11 protein-coding genes are annotated in these 12,601 nt (G+C 61.5%); 4 read left to right on the top strand and 7 right to left on the bottom strand.

Going from position 1 to position 12,601, the window contains the following annotated elements; genetic code table 11:
* Positions 1-2: 2 nt before the first annotated feature.
* The 4 genes from proB to gpt form a co-directional block, all read right to left on the bottom strand.
* Complete coding sequence (gene proB / locus CYR55_RS18515) at positions 3-1,106, bottom strand: glutamate 5-kinase (protein ID WP_101817842.1); 1,104 nt, start codon at positions 1,104-1,106, stop codon at positions 3-5.
* A gap of 153 nt (positions 1,107-1,259) precedes the next feature.
* Entirely contained in the window at positions 1,260-1,661 is a 402-nt protein-coding gene (gene crl, locus CYR55_RS18510) for a sigma factor-binding protein Crl (protein ID WP_101817841.1), read from the bottom strand.
* 59 nt (positions 1,662-1,720) lie between these two features.
* Positions 1,721-2,968, bottom strand: a complete 1,248-nt coding sequence (gene frsA / locus CYR55_RS18505) for an esterase FrsA (RefSeq protein ID WP_101817840.1) — start codon at positions 2,966-2,968, stop codon at positions 1,721-1,723.
* A gap of 164 nt (positions 2,969-3,132) precedes the next feature.
* Entirely contained in the window at positions 3,133-3,591 is a 459-nt protein-coding gene (gpt, locus tag CYR55_RS18500) for a xanthine phosphoribosyltransferase (protein WP_101817839.1), read from the bottom strand.
* 300 nt (positions 3,592-3,891) lie between these two features.
* Here gpt and pepD point away from each other — a divergent pair, with 300 nt between their 5' ends.
* Positions 3,892-5,352 carry a beta-Ala-His dipeptidase gene (gene pepD / locus CYR55_RS18495; RefSeq protein ID WP_101817838.1) on the top strand — a complete coding sequence of 487 codons (1,461 nt, stop codon included), beginning with the start codon at positions 3,892-3,894 and terminating at the stop codon, positions 5,350-5,352.
* Positions 5,353-5,433: 81 nt separating this feature from the next.
* Here the strand turns inward: pepD and dinB are convergent, their stop codons facing one another.
* On the bottom strand, positions 5,434-6,495 hold the full coding sequence (gene dinB, locus CYR55_RS18490) for a DNA polymerase IV (RefSeq protein ID WP_101817887.1): 1,062 nt from the start codon (positions 6,493-6,495) through the stop codon (positions 5,434-5,436).
* A 194-nt stretch (positions 6,496-6,689) separates the two neighbouring features.
* Between dinB and CYR55_RS18485 the strand changes: the two genes are divergently transcribed.
* Entirely contained in the window at positions 6,690-7,565 is an 876-nt protein-coding gene (locus CYR55_RS18485; RefSeq protein WP_101817837.1) for a glycerophosphodiester phosphodiesterase family protein, read from the top strand.
* Between the two features lie 220 nt (positions 7,566-7,785).
* On the top strand, positions 7,786-8,508 hold the full coding sequence (gene dpaA, locus CYR55_RS18480; RefSeq protein ID WP_101817836.1) for a peptidoglycan meso-diaminopimelic acid protein amidase: 723 nt from the start codon (positions 7,786-7,788) through the stop codon (positions 8,506-8,508).
* On the opposite strand, the gene CYR55_RS18475 is transcribed toward dpaA, so the two are convergent.
* Together CYR55_RS18475 and lpcA are read right to left on the bottom strand one after the other, a co-directional pair.
* Complete coding sequence (locus CYR55_RS18475; RefSeq protein ID WP_101817835.1) at positions 8,479-9,246, bottom strand: class II glutamine amidotransferase; 768 nt, start codon at positions 9,244-9,246, stop codon at positions 8,479-8,481. The genes dpaA and CYR55_RS18475 overlap by 30 nt on opposite strands.
* Positions 9,247-9,283: 37 nt before the next feature.
* Positions 9,284-9,865, bottom strand: coding sequence for a D-sedoheptulose 7-phosphate isomerase (gene lpcA, locus CYR55_RS18470; protein ID WP_072926752.1), 582 nt, complete (start codon positions 9,863-9,865; stop codon positions 9,284-9,286).
* Between the two features lie 234 nt (positions 9,866-10,099).
* On the opposite strand from lpcA, the gene fadE reads away from it, so the two are divergent.
* Complete coding sequence (fadE, locus tag CYR55_RS18465; RefSeq protein WP_101817834.1) at positions 10,100-12,547, top strand: acyl-CoA dehydrogenase FadE; 2,448 nt, start codon at positions 10,100-10,102, stop codon at positions 12,545-12,547.
* Positions 12,548-12,601 lie beyond the last annotated feature (54 nt).

Genomic DNA, 12,601 nt, shown 5'->3' with positions numbered 1-12,601 from the left:
CCTTAACTGACAATCATATCGTCGCGGTGGACAGCCACCGGACCGTACTCATAACCGAGGATATCGTTGATCTGTTGTGAGTGATACCCGGCGATCATGCGCATCGCATCACTATTATAGCGGGTGACGCCGTGGGCCAGATCGCGCCCGGCCAGGTTGCGGATGCGGATCACCTCGCCGCGCGAGAAGTCCCCTTTGACTTCCTTAATGCCCTTCGGCAGCAGCGAACTGCCGCGCTCCAGCATCGCGGCGGCCGCGCCGTCATCAATGGTGACCTCACCGGCCGGCGGCGCGCCGAAGATCCAGCGTTTACGATTCTCCAGCGGCGTCTCCAGCGCATGGAAGCGGGTGCCGACGGAGGTGCCGCTGATCACGTCACCGATCACGTCCGGGCGGCTGCCGGCGGCGATGATCACGTCGATGCCCGCGCGGCAGGCGACGTCTGCGGCCTGGAGTTTGGTGGCCATGCCGCCGGTGCCGAGGCCGGAGACGCTGTCGCCGGCGATGCCGCGCAGCGCGTCATCGATGCCGGTGACTTCGCGGATCAGCTCCGCTTCCGGGTTCTTGCGCGGGTCAGCGGTGAACAGCCCCGGCTGGTCGGTCAACAGCAGCAGCTTGTCAGCCCCGCCGAGGATCGCCGCCAGCGCCGAAAGGTTGTCGTTATCGCCGACTTTGATCTCGGCGGTGGCGACCGCGTCGTTCTCGTTGATCACCGGCACGATGTGGTTGTCCAGCAGGGCGCGCATCGTGTCACGGGCGTTGAGGAAACGCTCTCTGTCTTCTAGATCCGCACGGGTCAGCAGCATCTGCCCGACGTGGATGCCATAAATCGAGAACAGCTGCTCCCACAGCTGGATCAGGCGGCTCTGCCCGACCGCCGCCAGCAGCTGCTTGGAGGCGATGGTGGCGGGAAGCTCAGGGTAGCCCAGGTGCTCGCGCCCGGCGGCAATCGCCCCGGAAGTGACAATGATGATGCGGTGACCCGCCGCGTGTTGCTGAGCGCACTGGCGCACCAGCTCCACAATGTGGGCACGGTTCAGGCGGCGCGATCCGCCGGTGAGCACGCTGGTGCCCAGTTTTACAACCAAAGTCTGGCTGCCACTCATAATTAGTCTGCCGTTGCGTCTGAAAAGGGAAAGGATAGAGGAGTCTGAGAAGACCGTCACAGCGATCTTTGTAACAGGAGAGACGCGCCATGCCAACAGGCACGGCGCGAAATTAAAGGAAATCAGGGGGAAAGCGCCCGGGGGCGGGCAGCGTCAGGCGCTGAGTTTTACCGGTTCGTCAGCAAAGTCATCGGCAGGGGCCAGCGGCAGTTCCATCTCGTTCAGCATGGCGGCCAGGCGGTGGTGGAAATCGCGTAATGTGGTTTCCAGTTTCTCCTGCACTTCGGGGTCTTTAATCTTCTGGGCTTTCCAGACGCCCTCTTTGTCAAACAGGCCAAACTGGTAAACGTAGGTAAACCGCGTGGCCTCGGCCTGGAGTTCAATCCACCAGCCCCAGAACTCACGTTTCTCAGGCGCAGGTTTGACGTTGACACACACGGCCAGGCAATCAAAAAAGAACTGATCGTTCTGGCACTTTCCTTCCCGCAGATAAGGCCCCAATGCCGCGAAACGCTTCATTAACCGGCTCTTAGGATGTCCGCTTGGTAATGTCATTTTTTACCTCCTTATGGCAACGATCCTTTTTAACAAACCGATAAAAAATAGCAACTCTATTAACGCATTTTACCTTTCAGCCACGTGCTCATCTCCTCCATCGCCTGATGGAAACCGCGATAAACCGGCTTTTTGCCGATCTCCAGCAGTTTGCCGTCGCTGGAGGAGGAGACGATCAGCCGTGACTCCTCTTTCGGGCTGAACGGCTCATTCGGCCAGTAGCCGGAGAACATCGGCGTCGGGCAGCGGCGGCCGAGCAGCCCCTGGGTTTTCAGCGAGTAGCGGTTCAGCTCCACCCGCAGCGCGGCGTCAGAGGCGGTGCTCATGCCGAGGCGGCTGGCCAGCACGTCCATGTACATGTCCGGCACTGACTCCTGCGCGGCGCTGTTGCACATCAGGTTGTGCACAATCGGGCCGAGGCAGGCCACGGCGCGCAGCCGCTTCGGCTCCAGGTAGGCCAGCCGCACCGCCACATTGGCGCCGAAGCGGAAGCCGAGCAGCGACACGCGGGTGTGGTCTACCCATGGCACGGTGGTGAGCTGCGCCAGCACCTGCTGGTGCAGGAAGCTGGTGTCCTGCGTGAGTTTCCAGCGTGAGGAGAAGCCGATGGAGGGCATGTCGATGGTCAGCATCGCCATGCCGCGCGGGGCGAAATAGTCACGGAACAGGCGGTAGTGGTCGCTCTGCATCATGTCCAGCCCGCCGCAGATCAGCACCGTGGGGTACGGCGCTTTGCCCTCGTGCGGCATATGCAGAAAACCGCTGATGGGCGCACCGCCGGGGATCGGGAACTCAATCTCTTTCAGCTGATAGGGCAAATGCTGTGACGCCTCTTCGTAGGCGCGGTTCGACAGCACTTCCGCCTGGTCGGCCAGCTCATCCCCTTTCAGGTGCGGGTAAGCCGCGATGCTGTAGAGGTTGGCGGCCATCAGCCAGTATTCGCCGCGCGCTGCCGGGTCGGTGCTCTCCAGCGCCTTCTGCTGCCACAGCATCGCCTGATGCGACCACTCATAGATCCAGTTGCCGTTGCGGTAACCGACCACGGTGTCGAGCAGCGCCTCGTCGGTGCGTTCGGCAGGCGAGGCAGCGATGCGCGCCAGCACCTCCTGCATCTCCAGCGCGTCCACGCCGCGCCAGATCCACATCAAGCGGTTGATCATCCGGTACCAGTGGTGAGTCGCCTGCCCTTCCAGGGCGGACTCGGTGGCCAGCGTCGGGTGATGGTGCGCACGCTTGACCAGCGTGGAGGTTTCCGGGTGTTTGAAGCGCGGTTTGAACAGGATTTCCGACAGATTGGCTTGGGACATGTACAGCCTCCATGATGCAGTGGGCGGGCGCGGATGCGGCCGGACATTATCGTGTGAGTGTACCAAATAACGTGGGGGAGAGAGCGGGCTGGGTCAATATTGGTGTAACGGCAGAAACAGCGCGCCCGGCGAAAGCCGGGCGCGGAGCGTATCACTGACGGGGCTTAGCGGCCGCCGATCGGCGCTACGAAAGTCACGGCCATGTCCCATGGCTGTTCGATCCAGGTATCCTGCGGGATGTCGACCACGTAGTCATCCACCAGCGGCTGACCGGCCGGTTTGGCGAAGATGGTGACGAAGTGCGCTTTCGGGTACATCTCACGGATCGCGCGGGCGGTGCCGCCGGTATCGACCAGATCGTCGATGACGATGAAGCCTTCACCGTCGCCTTCTGCGCGCTTGAGCACTTTCAGGTCGCGCTGGTTGTCGTGGTCGTAGCTGGAGATGCACACGGTATCAACATGGCGGATACCCAGTTCACGCGCCAGCAGCGCCGCCGGCACCAGGCCGCCGCGGCTCACCGCGATGATGCCCTGCCATTGGTCGGCCGGAAGCAGGCGGTGTGCCAGTTTGCGGGCCTGCATTTGCAACATGTCCCAAGTAACGACGTATTTTTCGCTCATAAAATCGTGTCCCAGCCAGCTATAAATTGGCTTAAAAGTATTCAGGGGGGAAAAGGTTGCGCGAGATTATAGAGAGCCGGCCGGATAAAAACCAGTAACAATCGGCGAAAGCGGCCCCTTTTTTCCCGGCCCGCCACGCGCACCCTGCGGGAGAAAGTGATATTCTCTCAGGTTCACGCCAGGGGCTCCTGGCGGCGCATTATCCACCTAACCATTTGCAGCATCCCACCTTTTCCGCAGCGGCCAGTGCGTTACCCTGGGCCGCTGCCGGGCCGGAGATGCTGCTACAGGAGACTCATTGTGTCTGAACTGTCGCAACTCTCGCCACAGCCGTTGTGGGACATTTTCGCCAAGATCTGCTCGATTCCGCACCCCTCTTTCCATGAGGAAGCGCTGGCCCAACACATCATGGCCTGGGCCGCTGAGAAAGGAATCCACGCTGAGCGCGATCAGGTCGGCAATATTCTGCTGCGCAAACCGGCCAAGCCGGGCATGGAAAACCGCAAGCCGGTGGTGCTCCAGGCGCACCTCGACATGGTGCCGCAGAAAAACAATGACACCGTGCATGACTTCACCAAAGACCCGATCCAGCCTTATGTTGACGGCGAGTGGGTAAAAGCGCGCGGCACCACGCTGGGCGCGGACAACGGCATCGGCATGGCGTCGGCGCTGGCGGTGCTGGCTGATGAGAGCGTGGCGCACGGCCCGCTGGAAGTGCTGCTGACCATGACCGAAGAGACCGGCATGGACGGTGCATTCGGTCTTCAGCCGAACTGGTTGCAGGGTGAAATCCTCATCAACACCGACTCTGAGGAAGAGGGTGAGATCTACATGGGCTGTGCGGGCGGTATCGACGTCTCCACCACCCTGCCGTTGCAGCGCGAAACGCTGGCCGGTGGCTACACCACGCTGACGCTGGTGGTGAAAGGCCTGAAAGGCGGCCACTCCGGCGCAGACATCCACCACGGCCTCGGCAACGCCAACAAGCTGCTGGTGCGCTTCCTGTTTGAACACGCCGCCACCCTCGGCCTGCGCGTGCTGGACCTGAACGGCGGCACCCTGCGCAACGCCATCCCACGTGAAGCCTCGGCCACGCTGGCGGTACCGGCGGCCAACGTCGATGCGCTGAAAACGCTGGTGGATGACTACCAGTCCACGCTGCAAAACGAACTGGCGGCAAAAGAGAAGAAGCTGGCGGTGCTGATCACCCCGGCCGAAACCAGCGCACTGGCGCTGACCAACGCCTGCCAGGATCGCCTGCTGGCGCTGCTGAACGCGATGCCAAACGGCGTGATCCGCATGAGTGACGCGGTGCCGGGCGTGGTGGAAACCTCGCTGAACGTCGGTGTGGTCACCATGACGGCGGACGAGGCAAACATTAACTGCCTGATCCGCTCGTTGATCGACAGCGGCAAAGATTACGTGGTCGAGATGCTGACCGCCCTCGGCCAGCTGGCGAACGCCACCACCACGCCGAAAGGCGGCTACCCGGGCTGGCAGCCGGACCCGCACTCCCCGGTGATGGGCCTGGTGCGTGAAACCTACCAGTCGCTGTTCGGCAAAACCCCGAACATCATGGTGATCCACGCCGGGCTGGAATGCGGCCTGTTCAAAAAGCCGTACCCGGAGATGGACATGGTCTCCATCGGGCCGACCATCACCGGCCCGCACTCCCCGGACGAGCAGGTGCACATTGAGAGCGTCGGCCTCTACTGGCAGCTGCTCACCGCGCTGCTGAAAGCGATCCCTGAGAAGGCGTAATCCCGTTTTTACCCCAGCAAAAAGCGACGCCCCGGCGTCGCTTTTTTATTGGCCTGCATGGCCTAATCCCACGGCAACCCGTTAATCCCACGGCAACAGCAGCTGGCGCTCCAGTTGCGGGTCGAGCAGCGTCACATGCAGCCCCACCAGCCGTACACTGCGCCCGGCCCGCCGCTGATCCCACGCCTGGTGCGCCACCGCCAGCAGATCCGGCAGGTTCAGCTCCGGCCAGACGTGCTCCTGGGTGGTCTGCTGGAAATCCTGGAATTTCAGCTTCACCCCCTGCCGCGCAATCTGCAAATCCGGCCGCACCCGCCGCAGCCGCGCCTCCAGCTCCGGGTAGAGCCGGTCGGTAATCAGCGCCGCGCAGTCGTCCCATTCACTGATGTCATTCACCAGCGTGGTCTCCACGCCCACCGATTTACGCAGCCGGTCAGCGGAAACCTCCCGCTCATCGATGCCGTGGCTGCGCTCCCAGATGGCATGGCCAAACTTGCCGAAGCGCTTGAGCAGGTCGGCCAGATCGTACCGCTGCACATCGGCGCAGGTCAGCAACCCCAGCTCCTCCAGCTTCGCCGCCGTGACCTTGCCGACGCCGGGGATTTTGCTCAGCGGCAGATCCTGCAAAAATGCCGCCACGCCGCTGGGCGGGATCACAAACTGGCCGTTGGGTTTGTTGAGGTCAGAGGCGATTTTCGCCAGGAATTTCACCGGCGCGACCCCGGCCGAGGCGGTGAGTTGCAGCTCGTCCCAGATCGCCTGGCGGATTTCACGGGCGATCAGCGTGGCCGAGCCGCTGCACTGCGGGGTGTCGGAAACATCCAGATAGGCTTCATCCAGCGACAGCGGCTCAATCAGCGGCGTGTAGCGGGCGAAAATGTCACGGATGTAAAGCGAGGCTTCTTTATAGGCCGCCATCCGGCCGGGGATCACTTTCAGCTGCGGGCAGAGTTTCAGCGCCATCGCCGTGGACATGGCGCTGCGCACGCCATATTTACGCGCCGGGTAGTTGGCGGTGCTGATCACCCCGCGCCGGTCGGAGCTGCCGCCGATGGCGATCGGGATGTCGCGCAGGCGCGGGTCATCACGCATCTCCACCGCCGCGTAAAAGCAGTCCATATCGACATGTATGATTTTGCGCACCATCTCCCCCGGCCCCGGCCTCCCGCACCTGTATAAGTATACAGGCGGAAGCGGCGTTGGCTCAAGCCGCGCGCTGTCATGGATATGTCACTGAAAATGAATATGTTATTTAGCAAAGATTACTTTTCGCGGGCCACCTGCCGTGCTACTCAACAGCGGTACGCTTTTCCCTTTGCGCTTTTAAGGATGAAATGATGTCAATCAGCAAAACGTTCGTGATGGCAGCCTCGCTGTTGCTCGGCAGCGCCCCGGTGTGGGCCGCCCCGCAGATTATCGCCCACCGCGGCGGCACCGGTGACGCGCCGGAAAACACCCTGCCGGCCATCGATCTGGCCCTGAAAAACGGCGCGGATGCCGTCTGGGTCACCGTGCAGCTCAGCAAAGACGGCGTGCCGGTGCTCTACCGCCCGTCAGACTTAAGCGCGCTGACGCCGCTGAAAGGCGCGGTCTCCGCGTATACGGCGGCCGCTCTGGCAAAAACCGACGCCGGCTGGGCGTTCGCCAAAGGCGGCCGGCACCCGTGGCGCGGCAAACAGGTGGGCATTCCCACCCTGGCCGACGTATTAACGCGCCACCCGCAGGTGGTCTTTTACCTCGACATCAAAAGCCCTGACGCCGCACCGGAGGTGATGGCCGCCGCGCTGGCGAAGGTGCTGCAGGAGACACAGAGCCTGTCGCGCAGCCGGGTTTACAGCACCGACAGCCGCTATCTGGCTGCCCTGCCGCCGGAGGTGCCGCGTTTTGAAAGCCGTGACCTGACGCGCACCGCGCTTGCGAACATCACCATGGCGCACCAGTGTACGCTGGAGGCGTCAGCCGCCGACCGCTGGTATGGGCTGGAGCTGCAACGCAAGGTGGAGGTGGTGGAGAAATATACCCTGGGCGAGGCGCGGTCTGCCGCCACGTTAGTCTGGGACAAGGAAGCCATGGAGTGTTTCCGCAGCCGCGGCAAGGCGCACATTGTGTTGTTTGGCGTGAACAGCCCGCAGGCGTTGCAGCAGGCCGCTGACCTCGGCGCGGATGGCGTGCTGGTGGATGCGCCGTCGCAATTCGCCTCCGCTGCCCGTTAATCCCCCCGCTTTTTACTGCCTCACCCGGAAGACGGCGGCGCGCCTGCCCCGTCTTTTTTCTTAATCGGCGATATAGCTTCCAAAAAATATCATTTTCCCCCCATTGCTAAATAATTAATCAGCTTTACTATGAGTCAGCCCCGCACCGGGGCGGTAAAGGCATACGCCGGGGCGCTCGCCCGCAGGCAACGACAGTTTTTTATAATAAGCAGGAATGATAATGGGCAAAATCGCGCTGATGCTTGCGATGTTTCTCTGTTTGCCTTGGGTATCCACCACCAGCTCCGCCAGTGAGCAGGTGACAGTTACCCAAAATATTAAACAGCAATTATTGGGTACTCCGATCTATATTCAGATCTTCAAAGAAGAACGCACCTTAGAGTTATACGGCAAGATGGGGAATGAGTTCCGCTTGCTGGGTGCGTACCGCATCTGCAACTTCTCCGGCGGCCTTGGCCCGAAACGGCGTGAAGGGGATTTCAAAAGCCCGGAAGGGTTCTACAGTGTGGATCTCCGCCACCTGAAACCCAACAGCCGCTTCTACCGCGCCATCAACATCGGCTACCCAAACGCCTATGACCGCGCGCAGGGTTATTCCGGTAACTACCTGATGATTCACGGGGATTGCAAGTCCATCGGCTGTTATGCGATGACCAACGCGTATATGGATGAGATCTTCACCTATGTCGATGCGGCGCTGCGTAACGGGCAGGTGAAGGTGGACATCGCCATCTATCCGTTCCGCATGACAGACGCCAACCTCCAGCGCCACCGCATGTCGTCCTACTATACGTTCTGGCGCGGCCTGCAACCGGGCTACCGCTACTTCAGCGAGAAACACCTGCCGCCGACGGTCACCGTCGCGAATGGCCAGTATGTGTTTAACCCGGCCATTATTGGTACGCAGAACATTTCAGAGTATGCGTTCACCGAAACGAAATAAGGCGAACTCACCTGGCGCAATCTTGTGCCAGGTTTCGTTGCCGGTCAGCGGCTGGGTGGCAATCACCGAGACCACATCATTGGGTGTGGTCTGCTGCTGAAAATCGATCTCTACATCCCTGTCCAGCAATGTGGCTTTGCCGAACGGCGCACGGCGGGTGATCCAGTGCAAATTGGTGGAGCAGTACGCCATCACAAACCGCCCATCTGACAACAGCATATTGAACACCCCCTTCTCCCGCAGTTGATCGGCCAGTGACGCAATAAAGCGGAACACCGCCGGCCAGTTACCGGGCGTGCGCGGGTAGCGCTGCGTCAGCTGGTTCAGCAGCCAACAGAAGGCATATTCGCTGTCCGTCTGCCCGATCGGGCGCATCGGCCCGGTCTCCAGCCGGCGGTAGCCTTTCAACTGGCCATTGTGGGCATACGTCCAGTTACGGCCCCAGAGCTCGCGGGTAAAGGGGTGGGTGTTTTCCAGCGCCACTTCACCGCGGTTGGCCTGGCGGATATGCGACACCACGGCGCAGGATTTGATCGGGTACTCCTGCACCAGCCGGGCAATCGGGGAGTTAAAACTGGGGTGCGGATCTTTAAAGGTGCGGCAGCCCAGCCCCTCATAAAAAGTAATACCCCAGCCATCTTTATGCGGGCCGGTACCGCCGCCGCGCTGTACCAGCCCGGTAAAGCTGAAGCAGATATCGGTTGGTACATTGGCGCTCATCCCGAGCAGTTCACACATTGCCTGTCTCCTCCCCTGACAACCGCGGCAGCGCCACTCAGTGGCTGCTCATCTCTTTTTCAATCAGCATGATCAGGATGTGGATCACCTTGATGTGAATCTCCTGAATACGATCAGCATAGCCGAAGTGCGGCACCCGGATCTCAACGTCCGCGCTGCCGTCCATCTGGCCGCCATCTTTGCCGGTCAGGGTGATCACTTTCATGCCTTTGGCACGCGCTGCGGAAATCGCCTTGATCACATTGCCGGAATTGCCGGAGGTGGAGATGCCGAGCAGCACGTCACCGCGCTGGCCGACCGCTTCAATAAAGCGTGAGAACACGAATTCATAGCCGAAATCATTGCTGACACAGGAGAGGTGGCTGACGTCAGAGATGGCGATCGCCGGGTAGCCGGGGCGGTTTTCGCGGTAACGGCCGGTGAGTTCCTCGGCGAAGTGCATGGCGTCACAGTGGGAACCGCCGTTACCGCAGGAGAGCACCTTACCGCCCGCCTTGAAGGCGTCTGCCAGCAGCACCGCCGCCTGCTGGATGGCGGCCAGGTTGGCCTCATCGCTGAGGAAATTGTTCAGAGTTTCAGCAGCTTCGTTCAGTTCGTTACGGATTAAATCCTGGTACATGACAGCCTCTTGATAGCCCGTTGGCATGAAAATTCTTCCGCTGTGCAGTGTAGCGGATTGCCCCATGAGCGAGAAGCGTTGTCACACCCGGCCCCGCTTTTTGGCAACCGGTGCGGTGGGAATGTGAGCCAGATTGTAATTAGCATGTAAACGTATTGCTAAAAAAATAGCCATCATCTACAACCTATACATCGTCAACAGGTCAGACCTCCTACAACTTAGGGAGCTTTCAATATGCTGGTGCTTACGATTATCGGTTTTTTGGTGCTGCTGGGCGTGCTGTTCTACCACAAGGTGAATCTGCTCCTCAGCAGCCTGCTGCTGCTGGCGTATGCCGCCGTGCTCAGCGCGGCCCAGGTGTGGTCGTGGTGGGTGTTGCTGCCGCTGGCCCTGGTGCTGCTGCCGCTCAATGTGCTGCCGCTGCGCCGTGCCCTCTTCTCCGCCCCGGCGATGCGCACCTTCAGTAAGGTGATGCCCGCGATGTCCCGCACGGAAAAAGAGGCGATTGATGCCGGTACCACCTGGTGGGAAGGCGATATCTTCCAGGGCGCGCCGGACTGGAAAAAACTGCACAACTACCCGCAGCCGGTGCTGACGCCGGAAGAGCAGGCGTTTCTGGACGGCCCGGTCAACGAGGCGTGCCGCATGGCGAATGATTTCGCCATCACCCACGAACTGGCCGACCTGCCGCCGGAGTTGTGGGCCTACCTGAAAGAGCACCGCTTCTTTGCGATGATCATCAAGAAAGAGTATGGCGGGCTGGAATTCTCCGCCTATGCCCAGGCGCGGGTGTTGCAGAAACTGGCGGGCGTCTCCGGCATTCTGGCGATAACCGTAGGCGTGCCGAACTCCCTCGGCCCCGGCGAGCTGCTGCAACACTACGGCACCGACGCGCAGAAGGATCACTACCTGCCGCGGCTGGCACGCGGGCAGGAGATCCCCTGTTTCGCACTCACCAGCCCGGAAGCGGGCTCGGATGCCGGGGCGATCCCGGACACCGGCGTGGTCTGCATGGGCGAGTGGCAGGGCCGGCAGGTGCTGGGCATGCGCCTGACCTGGAACAAGCGCTACATCACGCTGGCCCCGGTCGCCACGGTGCTTGGGCTGGCGTTCAAACTCTCTGACCCGGAACACCTGCTGGGCGAAACCGTTGAGCTCGGCATCACCTGCGCGCTAATCCCCACCAGCACGCCGGGCGTAGAGATCGGCCGCCGCCACTTCCCGCTTAACGTGCCGTTCCAGAACGGCCCGACGCGCGGCAACAACATCTTTGTGCCGATTGACACCATCATCGGCGGCCCGGCGATGGCCGGCCAGGGCTGGCGGATGCTGGTGGAATGCCTGTCGGTCGGGCGCGGCATCACCCTGCCCTCCAACTCCACCGGCAGCCTCAAATCGGTGGCGCTGGCCACCGGTGCCTATGCCCACATCCGCCGCCAGTTCAAAGTGGCGATCGGTAAAATGGAAGGCATCGAGGAGCCGCTGGCGCGCATTGCCGGTAACGCCTACGTAATGGACGCCGCCGCCACGCTGATCACCACCGGCATCATGGCCGGGGAGAAACCGGCGGTGCTCTCCGCCATCATCAAATACCACTGTACCCACCGAGGGCAGCGCGCGGTGATGGACGCGATGGACATCACCGGCGGCAAGGGCATTATGCTCGGCCGCAGCAACTTCCTCGCCCGCACCTATCAGGGCGCGCCGATCGCCATCACCGTGGAAGGGGCGAACATCCTGACCCGCAGCATGATCATCTTCGGCCAGGGGGCGATCCGCTGCCACCCGTATGTGCTGGAGGAGATGGCGGCTGCCGCAGAACGTAATGTGGAACGCTTTGACCGCGCGCTGTTCGGCCACCTCGGCCACGTCGGCAGCAATGAAATGCGCAGTCTGTGGCTCGGCCTGACCAACGGCCGCACCAGCCGTGCACCGGTGCGTGACGCCACCACGCGTTATTACCAGCAGATCAACCGGCTGAGCGCCAACCTTGCGCTGCTGGCGGATGTCTCAATGGGCGTGCTGGGCGGCAGCCTGAAACGCCGTGAACGCATCTCGGCGCGGCTGGGTGACATCCTCAGCCAGCTGTTCCTCGCCACCGCCACCCTGAAACGCTACGAGGATGAAGGGCGCCAGCAGGCGGATTTGCCGCTGGTGCACTGGGGCGTGCAGGACTGCCTGCGCCAGGCGGAACAGGCGCTAGATGAGCTGCTGCGCAACTTCCCGAACCGGCTGGTGGCCGGGCTGATGCGGCTGGTGGTGTTCCCGGTTGGCCGGGCGCAGCAAGGCCCGTCAGATCGCCTTGACCACCAGCTGGCGCAACTGCTGCAACAGCCTTCGGCGACCCGCTCGCGCCTTGGGCGCGGCCAGTACCTGACGCCGGGCGAAAATAACCCGTTCGGCCAGCTGGAAGAGGCGTTACAGCACATCATTGCAGCGGAAGTTGTCCATAAACGGCTCTGCCGTGAGGCTGGCAAAACCCTGCCGTTCACCCGGCTGGATCAGCTGGCGCAACAGGCTCATAAAGAAGGGAAGATTAATGACGACGAGGCGCGTATATTAATCCAGGCGGAAGAGAGCCGTCTGCGTTCGATTAACGTAGACGATTTCGACCCTGAGGAACTGGCAGCCAAAAAGCCGGACTCATTGAAACAGACGCCGCGCCACCCTGAGGCGGCATAGGGCAAAGACATTACACAGCAACTTTACCCGCAGTAAGCAAAACGGCACTCCCTG

Origin of the sequence: Chimaeribacter californicus (assembly GCF_002858675.1) — a bacterium.
GTDB classification, from domain to species: Bacteria; Pseudomonadota; Gammaproteobacteria; order Enterobacterales; family Enterobacteriaceae; genus Chimaeribacter; species Chimaeribacter californicus.
This window is presented reverse-complemented; position numbering and strand designations above follow the sequence as displayed.